General features: G+C 47.7%; 16 protein-coding genes. 6 read left to right on the forward strand and 10 right to left on the reverse strand.

The window, feature by feature from the left end; translation table 11 throughout:
* Positions 1-41 precede the first annotated feature (41 nt).
* Both V7728_RS02755 and V7728_RS02760 read left to right on the forward strand, forming a co-directional pair.
* On the forward strand, positions 42-1,652 hold the full coding sequence (locus V7728_RS02755; RefSeq protein ID WP_099567150.1) for an SWIM zinc finger family protein: 1,611 nt from the start codon (positions 42-44) through the stop codon (positions 1,650-1,652).
* Positions 1,639-4,413 (forward strand): DEAD/DEAH box helicase, encoded by a 2,775-nt coding sequence (locus V7728_RS02760; RefSeq protein WP_099567151.1) that lies wholly within the window; start codon positions 1,639-1,641, stop codon positions 4,411-4,413. Before V7728_RS02755 ends, V7728_RS02760 begins: the two co-directional genes overlap by 14 nt.
* 112 nt (positions 4,414-4,525) lie before the next feature.
* On the opposite strand, the gene V7728_RS02765 is transcribed toward V7728_RS02760, so the two are convergent.
* From V7728_RS02765 to V7728_RS02780, 4 genes are all read right to left on the reverse strand, one after another.
* Positions 4,526-5,383 (reverse strand): Cof-type HAD-IIB family hydrolase, encoded by an 858-nt coding sequence (locus V7728_RS02765; protein ID WP_025285398.1) that lies wholly within the window; start codon positions 5,381-5,383, stop codon positions 4,526-4,528.
* The gene (locus tag V7728_RS02770) at positions 5,380-6,162 is read right to left on the reverse strand and encodes a DeoR/GlpR family DNA-binding transcription regulator (protein ID WP_003151250.1); all 783 of its coding nucleotides are present in this window, start codon (positions 6,160-6,162) and stop codon (positions 5,380-5,382) included. The genes V7728_RS02765 and V7728_RS02770 overlap by 4 nt, the downstream gene beginning before the upstream one ends.
* 208 nt (positions 6,163-6,370) lie before the next feature.
* Positions 6,371-6,712 (reverse strand): single-stranded DNA-binding protein, encoded by a 342-nt coding sequence (locus V7728_RS02775; RefSeq protein ID WP_007407557.1) that lies wholly within the window; start codon positions 6,710-6,712, stop codon positions 6,371-6,373.
* Positions 6,713-6,809: 97 nt separating this feature from the next.
* On the reverse strand, positions 6,810-7,163 hold the full coding sequence (locus V7728_RS02780) for a hypothetical protein (protein WP_003151247.1): 354 nt from the start codon (positions 7,161-7,163) through the stop codon (positions 6,810-6,812).
* A gap of 170 nt (positions 7,164-7,333) precedes the next feature.
* Here V7728_RS02780 and V7728_RS02785 point away from each other — a divergent pair, with 170 nt between their 5' ends.
* Complete coding sequence (locus V7728_RS02785) at positions 7,334-7,744, forward strand: YwpF-like family protein (RefSeq protein WP_007407558.1); 411 nt, start codon at positions 7,334-7,336, stop codon at positions 7,742-7,744.
* A 45-nt stretch (positions 7,745-7,789) separates the two neighbouring features.
* Here the strand turns inward: V7728_RS02785 and mscL are convergent, their stop codons facing one another.
* Both mscL and fabZ read right to left on the reverse strand, forming a co-directional pair.
* The gene (mscL, locus tag V7728_RS02790) at positions 7,790-8,185 is read right to left on the reverse strand and encodes a large conductance mechanosensitive channel protein MscL (protein WP_003151243.1); all 396 of its coding nucleotides are present in this window, start codon (positions 8,183-8,185) and stop codon (positions 7,790-7,792) included.
* 56 nt (positions 8,186-8,241) lie between these two features.
* On the reverse strand, positions 8,242-8,667 hold the full coding sequence (gene fabZ, locus V7728_RS02795) for a 3-hydroxyacyl-ACP dehydratase FabZ (protein WP_003151242.1): 426 nt from the start codon (positions 8,665-8,667) through the stop codon (positions 8,242-8,244).
* Positions 8,668-8,862: 195 nt separating this feature from the next.
* Here fabZ and V7728_RS02800 point away from each other — a divergent pair, with 195 nt between their 5' ends.
* Entirely contained in the window at positions 8,863-9,927 is a 1,065-nt protein-coding gene (locus V7728_RS02800; RefSeq protein ID WP_007407559.1) for a tetratricopeptide repeat protein, read from the forward strand.
* Positions 9,928-9,944: 17 nt separating this feature from the next.
* Here V7728_RS02800 and V7728_RS02805 read toward each other — a convergent pair whose 3' ends face one another.
* From V7728_RS02805 to spoIIID, 4 genes are all read right to left on the reverse strand, one after another.
* Positions 9,945-10,766, reverse strand: coding sequence for a flagellar hook-basal body protein (locus V7728_RS02805; protein WP_099567291.1), 822 nt, complete (start codon positions 10,764-10,766; stop codon positions 9,945-9,947).
* Between the two features lie 24 nt (positions 10,767-10,790).
* Positions 10,791-11,588 carry a flagellar hook-basal body protein gene (locus tag V7728_RS02810; protein ID WP_007614310.1) on the reverse strand — a complete coding sequence of 266 codons (798 nt, stop codon included), beginning with the start codon at positions 11,586-11,588 and terminating at the stop codon, positions 10,791-10,793.
* Between the two features lie 159 nt (positions 11,589-11,747).
* Positions 11,748-12,749, reverse strand: a complete 1,002-nt coding sequence (mbl, locus tag V7728_RS02815; RefSeq protein WP_003151237.1) for a cell shape-determining protein Mbl — start codon at positions 12,747-12,749, stop codon at positions 11,748-11,750.
* Positions 12,750-12,929: 180 nt separating this feature from the next.
* On the reverse strand, positions 12,930-13,211 hold the full coding sequence (gene spoIIID, locus V7728_RS02820) for a sporulation transcriptional regulator SpoIIID (protein WP_003151236.1): 282 nt from the start codon (positions 13,209-13,211) through the stop codon (positions 12,930-12,932).
* 331 nt (positions 13,212-13,542) lie between these two features.
* On the opposite strand from spoIIID, the gene V7728_RS02825 reads away from it, so the two are divergent.
* Both V7728_RS02825 and V7728_RS02830 read left to right on the forward strand, forming a co-directional pair.
* Positions 13,543-13,956 (forward strand): MarR family winged helix-turn-helix transcriptional regulator, encoded by a 414-nt coding sequence (locus V7728_RS02825; RefSeq protein WP_007407562.1) that lies wholly within the window; start codon positions 13,543-13,545, stop codon positions 13,954-13,956.
* Between the two features lie 24 nt (positions 13,957-13,980).
* Complete coding sequence (locus tag V7728_RS02830; protein WP_012118641.1) at positions 13,981-15,177, forward strand: MFS transporter; 1,197 nt, start codon at positions 13,981-13,983, stop codon at positions 15,175-15,177.
* Positions 15,178-15,197: the final 20 nt, after the last annotated feature.

Consider the following 15,197-nt stretch of genomic DNA (forward strand, 5'->3'; position numbering starts at 1 on the left):
TTGGAATCTTTTTATTTTGTGACTCGTTAGGAGCGATAATCATGCTTCAGGATATGATTGCTAAAGAAGATGTGCTCGCAGCGGCTGAACAGCTTAAAGAACTTCTTCCTTACAATGAAGACAATGTTCAGCTGATGAAGAAAGCACTCATTTTATATCGGCAGGATTCCGTCTATCGTATACAGGTTCAAACCCCGACAGAGATTTCCGCATATGTGCAGGATGTTGTGCCTGTAAGGGTCACGCTGAACTTATTTTTCATGGTGAAAAGCGGCTGCGCATGCCCGTCTGAGGCGATCTGCCGCCACGTGCTGGCCGTTTTTCTTTACGTATATGCCCAATTCGAGCGGGTCGGTACCTTTACCGAACATTGGCTGGAAAGAGAAAAGCTTGAGGAAAGCAGGGAGCTTGTCCGCCGGCAGTTTCAGGAAAAAGTGCTGCCGAATGAAGAGTCGCTGTCAAGCTGGCTCGCTTTTTTTGATTCGGAATTCTCGCTGTGGGAGGCGCGGACGCCGGCCGGAAGCCAGACGATGCAGGGCCTTTATTACGGCTATCTGTCAGCGCTCAAAAAACACGCTCCGAAAAAACCCGAGCTTAAAAGCTTATATCAGATTCATTCGGCGCTTGCCGTCTGGCTTCACATGTTCACTTTGATTGAGTCAGGCAGATTGGATGCCGAAAAAGATTATTACAGCATCAATCCATACGTGGAACAGCTGATGGATACGATTTATTCCTCCATTGACAGACTGAAAACGTACGCTTTGTCTTTTTCACTCGATCCCTTTTTAGACCGGACGCCCCCGGTGCTCCGCAGACTGCTTGTGAAAGAAGAGCTTTTTCAATACGAACGCCTCCGGGTATTCGGTGAAATGTGGAGCGCGCTTTTGAACCGGCCGAAATGGGTTGCGCGTGAACAGGAGATTCTCGAACAGGAAAGCGGGCACCGTTTTTCGCCGGAAGTGCGGTTCGGACGGCTTCATCTGGCCTTTTTGCAAAAAAATGATGAAGCGGTCTTCCAAGATATGTCCCGCTTCCCTCCTGAAGCGCTGCCGTATACCTTTCAATGGCTCGGTGAACTCACCGCGAAAAAAGACTGGAAACGGCTGAAAGCATGGTATGGCCGGATCGAACCGCTTGCCGTGAACTATACGAAGCTTGATAAGCCGTTTAAAGAAATGCGCGACATCATCGGAGAGCTGTTTGCGCTATTGGCGGATTATGCGCGGCACTCACGGGATGATCAGCTGTTTGAACGGTTTGCTTCCGGCTGCCTTCCCTATACCTTTACCGAATACAGCCAGTACCTGTACGAAAAACGGCGGTACGCGGAGTGGGTGGAGATTCACAGCCTCGTCGGTTTTTCCGTCTGGGAAATCGAAAAGGACATCCTGAAGGAAATTGCCGCCAGTGATCCGGAAGCGCTCATCCCCTCCTATCACCGGGCGGCGGCCTTTTTTATCGACCAAAAAAACCGCAGCGCCTATAAAGAGGCTGCGCGCCATCTGAAAAAACTGCGGACGCTTTATAAAAAGGCAAAAAAACAGCAGGTATGGGAGCGGTATATCAGCCGGCTGAGCGCAAGTTACAAGAGGCTGCGCGCCCTTCAAGAAGAATTGCAGAAAGGAAAGTTGATTGATGGCGAGTCTTAAGGAAATTTTCATTCATGTAGAACAAATGGAAGATTGGACATTTACGCTGTCAAGCCATGATGAGAAGGAGCAGCCGCTTACTCTCAGTCAGATGAAGACTCATTTGTTCCAATGGCATGAGTCCACCTTTTACGGAACGTTTCTTGAAGACGTCAGCTTCATCGGCACCCCGGCCGTTCTGCTCAGCCCGTGGATGACCGTCGAGCTGCTCGGAAAAAACTCGTTCAATTCATTCAGCACCGTGCAGCTGACAAAGGAAACGGAACCGTTAATCGAAGCGGCTTCGACGATATTCGAATTTATTGCCGACGGCGATTTTCTTCCAGACTATGAGGCTTGGCAAAATGGCGTCCTGCGCTTCAAAGACCGCGAGCTTTTGCTGGAAGGCTTTACGGCAGACTGGTTCTCAGCCGCGGTCCAGGACTACATTCAGTACAATGATGACCTGCTGGAAAAATGGCGGCGGATCGAAACCCGCTCACCGGCCGTTCATACGTTTAAAGGCTCCTTTTTGGATGAAGATGATTTTCTGGAGGGAATCGGCTGGCATGACGATCTGACGCCGTTTACCGTCGGGCTCCGATTAAACGAGCCTGATTTCGACGGTGACGACTGGAAAATCGAAATGTTTTTACGTGAGAAAAAAACCGGCTCCATCACCTTTTTTGACGGACTGAAGGGACTGAAAAAAGCGTGGCAGGCATACAGCGGAAAAATCGCGCGCGAACAGGACCGCTTCCGCAGAACGGTTCCCTGGCTTTCGTTTGATTCAGGAACGACGCTGATTTCTGAAGAAGAGGCTTGGATCTTCTTATCGGAAGCGAGTGAGACGCTTGTCGATATGGGTGTGGAGATTCTTCTCCCATCATGGTGGCAGATTGTCCGGGACAGCAATATGATGCTCAAGGCGAAAGTGTCATCCTCGCCGCGGGGCGAGTCCTTCGTCGGCATGAACGCTCTGCTTGATTTCAACTGGAGATTCGCCACAAACGGAATTGAGCTGACAGAGGATGAATTCAATGAGCTTGTCGCAAACAACAGACGTCTCGTCAACATCCGCGGCCAATGGGTGAAAATTGATCCTCAATTCATTAAACAAATGAAAAAACTGATGGAAAAAGCGGAATCTGAGGGCCTCCACATGTCCGACGTGCTGGCGCGCGAACTGATGGATCACGGGGAAAACGGAGCCGAGGACACGGACATCATTGACTCATCGGCATTTGCCGGGATCAAGATCGAATTATCAAAGCAGCTCAGAAGCCTGATCCGCAAACTGACGGATGCCCGGGATCTGCCGGAGCATGAAGTCAGCGCCGCGTTTCAGGGCCAGCTCCGCCCTTATCAGATGTACGGCATGAACTGGCTTCTGTTTTTACGGGAAAACGGCTTCGGCGCCTGTCTCGCAGATGACATGGGACTTGGAAAGACGATTCAGATGATCGCTTATTTTCTCCATGTGAAGGAAAGCGGCCGGCAAAAAGCGCCTGCCTTAATCATTGCGCCGACATCGGTGCTCGGCAACTGGCAGCGTGAGCTCCAGACCTTCGCGCCGCAGCTGAAGGCCGTGCTTCATTACGGCCCCCGCCGGCCGAAGGGGGAAGCATTTGTCCCGGCCTATCAGGACGCGGATGTCGTTCTTACTTCTTACGGCCTGTCGCACGCCGATCAGGAAGAGCTTTCTTCCGTGACATGGAGCACCATCTGCCTTGATGAAGCGCAAAATATTAAAAACGCGCATACGAAGCAGTCCCGCGCGATCAGAAAGCTGAAAGGCGTCCATCATATCGCGCTGAGCGGAACACCGATGGAAAACCGCCTGACAGAGCTTTGGTCGATCTTTGATTTTATGAACAAAGGCTATCTCGGCAGTCTGACCGGCTTTCATAAACGCTATGTGCTGCCGATTGAAAAAGACCGTGACGAAAAAAGAATCAACCAGCTTCAGCAGTTAATCCGGCCGTTTTTACTGCGCCGGACAAAACGGGATGAAGAAGTGGCGCTTAATCTTCCTGACAAGCTGGAACAAAAAGAGTTTATCCCGCTCTCAGCCGAACAGGCATCCCTTTATGAACAGCTTGTCAAAGATACATTTGAACATATGGCTTCTCTGACCGGGATGCAGCGGAAAGCGCTGATTCTGAGCATGCTCGGCCGCTTGAAGCAAATATGCGACCATCCTGCGCTCTATTTGAAGGAAGAACAGACAGAGCTGTTAAACGGGAGATCCGTCAAACTGGAAAAGCTGCTTGATTTAATGGCGGTGATCCGCGGACAAGGGGAAAGCTGCCTCATTTTCACCCAATACATTCAGATGGGCAATATGATGAAGCGCCTCCTGGAAAAAACATTCGGAGAACCGGTTCAGTTTTTAAACGGAAGCCTGTCCAAGCAGGAACGCGATTCTCTCGTCGAACGGTTCCAGAAGAAAGAATACCCGACGCTGATTTTGTCACTGAAAGCGGGCGGAACCGGCCTGAACCTGACGGCTGCCAATCATGTCATTCACTATGACAGATGGTGGAATCCGGCGGTGGAAAACCAGGCAACCGACCGAGCCTACCGAATCGGCCAGGAACGGTTCGTCCACGTTCACAAACTCATTACGACGGGAACGATTGAAGAAAAAATTGATGCCATGCTCGAAACGAAACAAACGCTGAACGATCAGATTATCCAAAGTGAAAATTGGATTACCGAGCTGTCATCCGCTGAGCTTGAAGAATTATTCACCCTCAGCGCATCGGCGCAATCACATTAAACGCAAAAAGGCCGGCTCTCTCAGAAGAGCCGGTCTTTTATGTCGTCCTTACTGTTACGCCGCATTTGCCATGAATGCGTCACGCCAGTCATGAACAGTATCGCCATACCTTTCACAGTAAATTCCTGATCATATGCGCAACGCCGTTTTGATCATTTGTCAATGTAACGGCATCAGCGATCTCTTTAATATCTTCTCTCGCATTCCCCATCGCTATGCCTTTTCCGGCCGCCTGAAGCATTGAATAGTCATTTAAGCTGTCACCGACCGCGGCGGTTTCAGCCATCGGAATGCCGAGCTTTTGCGCCAGCCGTTTGAGCGCCTGCCCTTTAGAGGCGTTTCGAGACGCCAGTTCGAAGTTGTGGTCGGCAGAGCTGACAAGGGTGAGATCTTTCTGACCGCTGAATCGGTCCCAGCCCGCTTTCAGCTTCCGCTCATCAAACGAAAATCCGAGAATATTATAAAAATCCAGATGCTCTTCTTTCTCAAAGAGCTCACGGTATGAATGAATGTAAGCAAAGCCGGATTGGCTGTATTGCACTGAAGCCGCCTGTTCCAAAACGGAAAGATCGGCTTCAGGATTGGCGCTTTTCACCCGGTCCATTTCGATATCGAGCAGCTGCCTGCCGGTTTCAGGCGTATAGATGGCTTTGTTTGTAAACACCTCATAGTAATATTGATTCTCTTCAAGCCATGACAAAATCCCGCGGGCTCTTGTTTCTTCAATCGCATCACAGTGGTACAGGCTGCCGTCAGGAGCATAAATGGCGGCTCCGTTTGCGCTGATGACCCACGTTTTTATGCCGAGCGGTTCGAATATGGAGTGCACGTCAAAATGCGCGCGTCCCGTGGAAACCACGATTTCAATTCCCGCTTGCCGGGCTTCCCTTAAAGCCCGCTCATTTTCATCGCTTACTTGATGACTGCTGTTCAGCAGTGTGCCGTCCAGATCTATGGCAATCAGTTTCACATGTCCTCATCCTCTTCTTCAGATTCAGTTACAAGCAATTCTACGCCGTGCCGGTCGAGCAGATCGCAAAAATCCTGATCAGGCAGCCGATCGGTAATCAGCAGGTCAACCTCGTGCAGGTCTGCATACTGATAAAAACTCGTACGGCCAAGCTTGGAGTGATCGCTCAGCGCAATCACCTGTTCAGCCTGTCGGATCATTTTACGCTTTACCATGCCGTCTTCTTCATGCGGAATCGTCAGGCCGTTTTCCGAGATGCCGACAACGCCGATCAGCACCTTATCGGCGTGATAATCCCCCAGTTTTTCTACAACGGAAGCCCCGTATAAAAACCGGTGTTCCTTCTGGAGCTTTCCGCCGAGCAGGTGAATATCAATTCCCTCTTTTGCGGAAAGGATATCGGCCTGATTGATCGAATTTGTAATAACAGTGCAGCCGGTGACATTTAAATGCTCCGCGCAGGCCTGCACGGTTGTCGAAGTGTCCAGGATGATCCGGTCTCCTTTATGGATCAGGGATGCGGCCAGCTTGCCGATTTTGTTTTTCTCTTCAGAAACGGTTTTCAGCCGGCCCGAATAGCCCGGAACTTCCTGATTCACCGACGGCAGAATCGCGCCGCCCCGTGTTCTGATAATGGCCCCGCGCTCTTTCAGCTTTACAAGGTCCCTTCTTGCGGTATCTCTTGAAATATGAAGCAGCGAACATATCTGTTCAGCGGTGATCCGCCGATGCTGTTTCAAATATTCCATTATCGCAATCAGTCTTTCTTCTTGATACACGTCCTCATTCCCTTTTTCGTCACTTATCTGTAAGTAATTATAAGTTTTTATCCCAATATATTCAATGTTTTTAAGTATTCATAAGCGAAATCACTTCTTTTTAACCATTTTTTAGCTCCCGCACAAAAAAACCAGTCTTTCGACTGGCGAGTGGGAAGGAGGTATTGCGGGGCCCGCTGAAAGGCGGGAAATCGAGGAAAAAAGCATGCTATTCAGCCAGCGGCTCTTTCCGTTTTTGATCCATAAACCGAACGGTATCAGCCATGACCTCGGTCACATAAACTTTTACGCCGTCTGTCTTTTCATAGCTTCTCGTCTGGATTCTGCCGCTTACACCGACCATTGACCCTTTTTGGCAGTACAATGCCGTGTTTTCAGCGTTTTTTCTCCAGATGGTACAGTTGACGAAGTCGGTTCCGGTTTCACCCGACGCGCTTTTAAAATTGCGGTTTACCGCCAACGTAATATGTGCGACGGGAATGCCCGCTGCTGTAAAACGGAGCTCCGGGTCTTTCGTCAGCCGGCCGACAAGCATAACGTGGTTAAACAAGCCGTATCCTCCTCTCTTTTTCGAGGCTGGCTTCATTGTAGTACAAGGGCTCGTGAAAGCAAAAAGCGGATAAAGCCGTTATTCGTTCAGGCTGCTCTTATGTTTTCGTTTTTCTTTCTGATAAAAAAAACTTTTGTTTTTGGCCGCTTATGTAATATGTATTTTTGAGCAGCCGCGAGAAAAGTTTCGTTTTGAGCCAGTCTTTCTCAAACATGCGGACAAACTTTCCGCCGTCCCATGCGAACCAGTAAAAACTCAGCTTTTTATCAGTCAGTGAAAGCTGAATTTTATACTGTTCCATGCGGTCTTTTGTTTCATATAAAAAGACGACATTTCCCCTTCTGTTAAGATGCACCTCACAATCTTCCTTTTTGCATACCAAGTAGGAATGATCGTCTTTTCGCCTTGAACCGTCTTCTATATAGATTTCCTTCAGGCGCAATTGATTCATAAGCATCTCTCCATGACCATATTCTTTTACATTATAATGAAAAAATAGAAATGATTAAATGTTGACCGCCTACAAAAATGATGAAGCATGTCTTACAGCATTTTCCCGGGAAAAATGATATGTGTTATAATAAATGAACGAAACATGGACAACAGGGGTGAAAATAAGAGATGAAAACCTTTAAACTGGTTGATCTGAATGTGGAACGTTTAGATAAAGACGATCAGCCGATTGAGCAGTTTCCCCTTTTAGACGGATTGATTATCAACAAAGAGGACGGAGAAAATCACTGGTTAATTGAAGCACTGGTCCCGGCCGAACACTTTTCTTTTTTTGACATGCTGATGAAAAGCCAGAAAGAAGCGAAGGTGTTTGTAACGATTACGAAAAAAAGCAACCGCCCCGCCCAGCTGACGGGAAGCATCAAAAATATCGTCGAGCTGGAAAGAAGTATACAAGTTTTAATTTACGGTCAAATGGTGTCAAGAAACCACCCCGGATCAGAAAGCATTCTGGAGTCGCTCGTGAAAGAAGGCTACTCGGGCAGCCGGCTGATTGAAGCGTTTAAACAAAAATTATGATCATGAAAAAGGCCGGACGTTAATCATCCAGCCTTTTTTTGTGCCCTAGTCATTGTGAGGAGCCCGCTGTTTCAGCAGATCTCTGATTTCAGTCAGCAGTTCTGTCTGCTGATCTGTTTCCTCGGCTTCTTCAGCCTCTTCTTCTGCTTCTTTTTTACGTCTCAGCTTGCCTATTGTGCGGATCACGATAAAAATAGAAAATGAAATAATGAAGAAGTTCACAATCGTTTGAATGAAGCTTCCGTACTTGATATGAGCATCGCCGAATGTCACGGCCAGCCCTGAAAAGTCAAGACCGCCAAGAAGCAGTCCGACAAGCGGCATGATGATGTCTTCAACGAGCGACGTCACGATTTTGCCGAAAGCGCCGCCGATGACGACACCGATAGCCAGATCCATGATATTGCCCCGCATCGCAAAGCTTTTAAATTCTGACCACATCACATTCACCCCTTTCTATACAAAATGGGCTTTTTTATAAGCCCATTTGTTTGCTTTTATTCTCCGAGCGCAAAAGTTAATTCAGCTTCACACACGAGCTCGCCGTCAACTTTGGCAACGCCTTTGCCGCGTCCGATCGTACCGCGCGCGCGGGTAATATCAACCTCAAGCTCCAGCTTGTCACCCGGTTTTACCTGCTTTTTGAAACGGCAGTTATCAATCCCCGCAAAAAATGCGAGTCTGCCCCGGTTTTCTTCTTTAATCAGCATCGCAACCGCTCCGACCTGCGCCAAAGCCTCTACGATTAATACGCCCGGCATAACAGGGTATTCAGGAAAATGGCCGTTGAAAAAATCTTCATTCGCCGTCACATTTTTATATCCCGCCGCCCGTTTTCCTTCTTCGACTTCCGTAATTCTGTCTACCAGAAGAAACGGATAGCGATGGGGAATAATTTCTTTAATTTGCTGAGTATCAAGCATTCTCTTGACATCTCCTTCATCGACAATAGTATGTATAGAAGGCATATGTGGCAACCAATCTGTACATTTGGAAGTATATTATGAATCAATTTCTTTTTCAACCGCGCTGTAAACTGTAACCAGCTGGCAATGAGCCTCGTCCATTAATGTGTTATGATAAATAAAGACTTTTACCCTATGCAAAGAGGTTGGAAGATGATTGCTAAGTTTACTGAAAAACGTACGCTGGTGATGCTGAATGAGTGGTATGACGCCATGGGAAAACGCCAATTCGATCTAGCCCGTTCCCTTCACGAACAAATCAATCAGCATCTCCCCAAATTACAAAAGAATGCAAAGCTCAAACTCAGATATCAGCTGTTTTTCGCACGGTTTCAGCTGCTGTTTGAGAAAAAAGACGGTCTGAATAAGCTGTTCTGCGAGCTGAAGCGGCGCAAAGATGAGATGGATCATGAATTAACTTATTATTTCTATTTTTTCAAAGGGTTATTCCATATGGTGAATGGCGCTCCGAACCGTGCTGTCTGCCGCTTTAAAGAAGCTGAACAGTACCTGCCGGCCATTCAGGACCGTTTCGAAGCCGCTGAATTTTATTATAAAACAGCGGGTGCATATTACATGATGAAGTCGCCTGCGCTCTCCATTCAATATGTCAATAAAGCGCTGGAAATCTATCAAGATGAAGCCGGCTACATCAAAAAAACGCTCAGCTGCCGGCTGCTTCTCGCCGTGAATTATATAGACGAGGCACGCTATGACGACGCAGAACAGCTCTTCAATGAATCCATAAAGATAACGGACCGGATCAATGACAATAACCTGCTGTGCCACGCCTATTATAATTTTGGTTTTTTAAAGACCGCCCAGAAAAAAGATAAAGAGGCCCTCCCTTTTTACAAAAAGGTATTGGGCAATCAGCGTTTCGAGAAAGAGTCTCCCGTTTCCTACCTTCATTGTGTGTACGAAGCGGTCAGAGCACTTTTTAAAACCGGCTCTGCCGCCGAAGGACAAACCGTGCTGCAGAAAGGATTATACATATCTGAAAAAGTGCAGAACAAGATTATGAAATTGAAGCTGACCGCGCTCAACATACTGTACACCGCTCAGGAGGACCCGTACGACCGATTGCAGAAGCTTGTGCTGGAGTTGCAGAAAATTGAAGCGTGGGTGGATTTGGAAGTGCTGCTTCAGGATATTACTGATTACTACAAAAAAAAGGGCGATTTTGAGAAAGCCGCATTTTTTATCATGCGCGGCTGATCAAAACGCCCCTTCTTTTATCTCACTGAGTTGATTAAGCCCAGCATTTGGTCTCCCAATGTAATCGTGCGGCTGTTCAGCTGATAGGAACGCTGAGACACGATTAAGTCGGTCATTTCTTTTGACATATCGACATTTGAACCTTCAAGCGCGCCCTGCTCCATGCCGATTGCCTGCCGGTTTGCGCCGGTAAGCTCTTCAATCGCTGAAGCCCCCGCGCCGTTTACGGAAAACAGATTATCCCCTTCCGCATGAAGCGCCTGCGGATTATTGACATTGACGATGCCGAGATTAAACGTCTGCGAACGGGTTCCCGCCTGGTCTGAAGCAGTCAGCGTTCCGGTTTTGCTGATTTTCAGCTGAGTCAGCGAACTGTCAATTTGTATGGGCTGACCGTTCTCATCGAGAATGGGATTGCCTCCCGCTGTCATCAGCTGAAGCAGCCGGTCATTTCCGCCGGCCGGCTTGAGGGAAAGTGAGCCGTCCCTTGTATACACCCGCCGTCCGTCCGCTTCTGCCTGAAGATATTGATAAGGTGATGTGAACGCGATATCAAGGTCACGGTCGGTTTTTTTGATGCTTCCCTGCCCTGAGTCCAGCTGCGGAGTCATGACCGTTCCGGCGCCGAGACGCAGACCGGGCGGCGTTTTCCGCATGTTCGGCGAATTTTCCTTTTTGTCATCTATATGGTCATACTGCTGTCTGATCAGCTCGGAAAAGCGGGAGTCCCTCGCTTTATAGCCTGTCGTATCACTGTTTGAAAGGTTGCTGCTGACTGTATCCATCTGCTGCTGAAGCTGATGTAAGGCTGTTGAAGCCGTCAGCATTGATCTGAGCATCATAATTGAATGTCCCCCATTTTGTTACACTTTGCCGATTTCATTTGCGGCTTTATCCATGCTTTTATCGTAAGCCTGAATGACTTTTTGATTGGCTTCAAATGATCTGTATGCTTCCGTCATTTCTGTATACGTGCTCGTCACGTCCACGTTCGAAAGCTCCGAGACGCCTTGCTTTAATGAATACGAGACTTGGGGATTCGCCGCCGCGCTCGGCAGTTCAGAGCCGTCGGCCGTGCTGTATAGGTCATTGCCGTCCCGTTTCAGATTGCGCACGTCTTCTTCCATTCTGATATCAATCTGCCCCGCCGGCCGGCCGTTTGTCGTGACCGTTCCGTTTTCTGATACGGTGAATTTTTCATTGTCGACTGTAATCGGCTGTCCGTTTGTTGATAACACAAGGTTTCCGTTTATCGTAAGCTGATTGTTTTCATTTAATGAGAAAGTGCTGCTTTTTGAATAGCGGACGCCGCCTGCGGTCTGCACGGGATAAAACAGCTCGGCGTTTTCATTCGTTTCGGCATTCTTGGGAACCTGATTCTCCATCAGCGCGATATCCGTCGGCTGATCGGTCGTTTTCAGGCTTCCCTGCGTAAACAACGGTTTCAGCTCCTGCATGTATACGCCTGTGTTGACGGAACCGATTTTCGTTTTTTTATCGCCTTCTATTCGGCTCAGAAGCATCTCGGGAAAGGCGCGGATTGAACCTTGATCCTCTTTGTACCCTGATGTATTCGCGTTTGCGATGTTATTTGACAGCATTTCCGTTCTTCTCTGCTGTGTAATCATTGCGGACGTTGCGGTATATAATCCTTTTAACAAGTCTTCCACCTCTGAAATAGCATTATTTCCAGTTGCCTCACCGGAACATTTGTTCTATAATGAAAATCAGCATTTTTTCTTATTATCGGATTTACATTCCCGTTCGTGAAGGGTTTGACAGAAAAAAACCCCATTCTTTTTCAGAATGAGGTTTTATCATCAGCTCAGTTTGCGTTTTGGAAGCTTGTCCATGTTATCCAGCATGACGCCGGTTCCGACCGCAACACAATCCATCGGGTTCTCAGCAACAAGAACAGGCACCCTCAGCTCTTCGGCAAGAAGCTGATCAAGCCCGTTTAACAGCGCTCCCCCGCCGGTAATGATAACGCCGCGGTCGATGATGTCAGCGGACAATTCAGGCGGTGTTCTTTCAAGAACCTGCTTGGCGGCCTGCACAATGACGGCAACTGATTCACGAAGGGCTTCTTCTACTTCTTTGCTGTTTACTGTAATCGTTCTCGGCAGACCGGAAACCATGTCACGGCCGCGGATGGTGATTTCTTCATGACGTGCGTCTGGGAAAACCGTTGCGACCTTCACCTTAATATCTTCAGCGGTACGTTCACCGATCAGCAGCTTATACTCGCGTTTGATATAATTTAAGATTTCCATGTCAAACTTGTCCCCAGCCATCTTAATAGAAGAGGAGGTGACAATATCGCCCATAGAAATAACTGCGATATCTGTCGTACCGCCTCCGATGTCAACAACCATGTTACCGCTCGGCTGGAAGATTTCCATACCCGCGCCGATAGCGGCAACTTTTGGTTCTTCTTCAAGGTACACATGCTTTCCGCCGCTTTTTTCAGCTGCTTCTTTAATCGCTTTTTGCTCAACGGATGTAATATTCGTCGGGCAGCAGATCAGCATGCGCGGTTTTGAGAAAAGTCCTTTTACATTCAGCTTATTAATGAAATGTTTCAGCATGGCTTCTGTTACTTCGAAGTCTGCGATTACGCCGTCTTTCAGCGGACGGATCGCAACAATATTCCCAGGTGTACGTCCAACCATTCGTCTGGCTTCTTCACCGACAGCCAGCACTTTGCCGCTGTTTTTATCAAGTGCCACAACGGAAGGCTCATTCAGAACAATTCCTTTTCCTTTTACATGGATCAGTACATTTGCAGTACCGAGGTCAATTCCAATATCCCTTGCAAACATCTATTTATATCCTCCTTGATATCTGTTTCACAGTAAAATATCCACATTGTGCCCTAATTATATATATTATCATAATTTATCAAAAAAAAGCTGCTGAACGATATAAGTTCTTGACAAAATTTTGCGGATATTCGCGAAACCGCCCGGGAGGAGAAAAAAGGGCCCGGCAGACGTCAGGCGCTACGGCTGCTGAACGGGCTCCCCTTCAAGAATTTCATCCTTCTTGTACTTTAGTTTCGTCGCCTCTCCCCCTCTTAAATGTCTGATGGATTTATGATAATCGAGTATTTCTTTTACTTCATTCGCCAAGTCAGGATTGATTTCAGGCAGGCGCTCTGTCAGATCTTTGTGTACGGTACTTTTGGAAACACCAAACTCTTTCGCAATGACACGAACGGTTTTTTTCGTCTCCACGATATACTTGCCAATCTTGATTGTTCGCTCTTTGATGTAATCGTGCACACCACTCGACCTCCCCAGTTGGATGTGAGAAGTGTGAAATGAGATCCGTATTCTGTAACAGATTCACTGATGATGCAGCTTCTTCGTTGTCCGATTATATAAGAAGGTTTTAGAAATATGCCCACGATCCCTCACCTCAAACACTCTCTTTGATAGGTTTGTAACAGTGTATTAGCAATGAATTGGGAATATGCTAAAAACTCAATAAGGACAAGGGGCGGGTCATAATTTTCTGCTTTTTGATCGGGGGGTTTACATCCGCGCGATCCTGCTGTAGAATGAAACAGCACAATTAGTTACTTAGGTAAGTTTTTTGAAAAGGAGAACGGAAATGATCCACGTCAACAGACGCCTCATTCACCAAATCAATCAATGCGCCCGCCTGATTACGAAGAAAGCCAATGAACGGCTGGAACCATTCGGCCTGTACTCCTCTCAATGGTCAATCCTATATTGCTTAAAAACGATCGGACCGATGACCCAAAAAGAAATCTGGTCCTATCTGAACGTAGAGGCGCCGACCGTTACCAGAACGATCAAACGCCTTGAAGAAAACGGCTGGATTCAGCGGGAACAGGGAGAAGACAAGCGGGAAAAGCTCGTCGTCCTGACGAAGGAAGCTGAATTGAAATACGACAGCATCAATCAAGAGATGCTGAAGTTCGAGGAAGACATGCTTGCGGATTTCCAAGATGGAGATAAGGAAGCTTTTTCTGAGTTTCTGAATGTGTTTTTAACGAAATAGAAAAGAAAGGGAAGTGCTGTACTTTTGAGTAAATCTGACTCGATCTGGACCAAAGATTTTATTATGGTCGTACTCGTGAATTTATTTGTCTTTGTGTTCTTTTATACATTTTTGGCCGTGCTGCCTATCTATATGATTCAGGAGCTTGGCGGCAGTGAATCGCAAGGAGGGCTTTTGATCAGCCTGTTCCTGTTATCTGCTATTATCACCCGTCCTTTTTCAGGGGCGATTATTGAACGGTTCGGCAAGAAAAGAATGACGATTGTATCCTTGGCGCTGTTCGCCCTGTCTTCTTATCTGTATTTGCCGCTACACAATTTCTATCTCCTGCTCGGACTGCGTTTTTTCCAAGGCATCTGGTTCAGCATTTTAACGACGGTTACGGGCGCAATTGCCGCTGACATTATTCCCGCCAAGCGGCGCGGCGAGGGGCTCGGTTATTTTGCGATGTCTATGAACCTTGCCATGGCGATCGGTCCTTTTCTCGGACTGAGTCTTGTGAAAGTCATTTCGTTCCCGGTTTTCTTTACGATTTTTGCCGTATTTGTTTCTTTAGGCTTGCTGATTGCTTTTATGATTCGTGTGCCGGATCAAAACAACAGCGGAACGACTGTCTTCCGTTTTTCTTTCTCCGACATGTTTGAAAAAGGCGCGCTTAAAATCGCGATTGTCGGGTTGTCCATTTCTTTCTGTTATTCAAGTGTGACTTCATATTTATCCGTTTATGCCAAGACGATCCACCTGTTGGATGTCAGCGGCTATTTCTTCGTCTGTTTCGCCGTGACGATGATGGCCGCCCGTCCTTTCACAGGAAAGCTGTTTGACAGAGTGGGGCCGGGAATCGTCATCTATCCGTCGATTATCGTGTTCTCCGCGGGGCTTTGCATGCTGGCGATGACAAACAGCGCCCTCATGCTTCTCTTGTCCGGTGCCGTAATCGGTCTCGGATACGGCTCTATCGTACCGTGCATGCAGACGCTGGCGATTCAGAACTCGCCCGGACACCGTTCAGGCTTTGCGACGGCTACCTTCTTCACTTTCTTTGACAGCGGGATTGCCGGCGGATCCTATGTATTCGGCCTCTTTGTCGCTTCGGCCGGATTCCATTCGATTTATCTGGCAGCGGGGCTGTTCGTCCTGATTGCTTTGCTCCTGTATGGCTGGAGCCAGAAAAAAAGAACGCCGCTTGAAGCGGACGGAAACGTTTCAATCGCAGACTGATATGACAAAAAGCCGGGGGC

Origin of the sequence: Bacillus sp. JHAA (assembly GCF_036961585.1) — a bacterium.
In the GTDB taxonomy this organism is placed as follows: domain Bacteria; phylum Bacillota; class Bacilli; order Bacillales; family Bacillaceae; genus Bacillus; species Bacillus velezensis.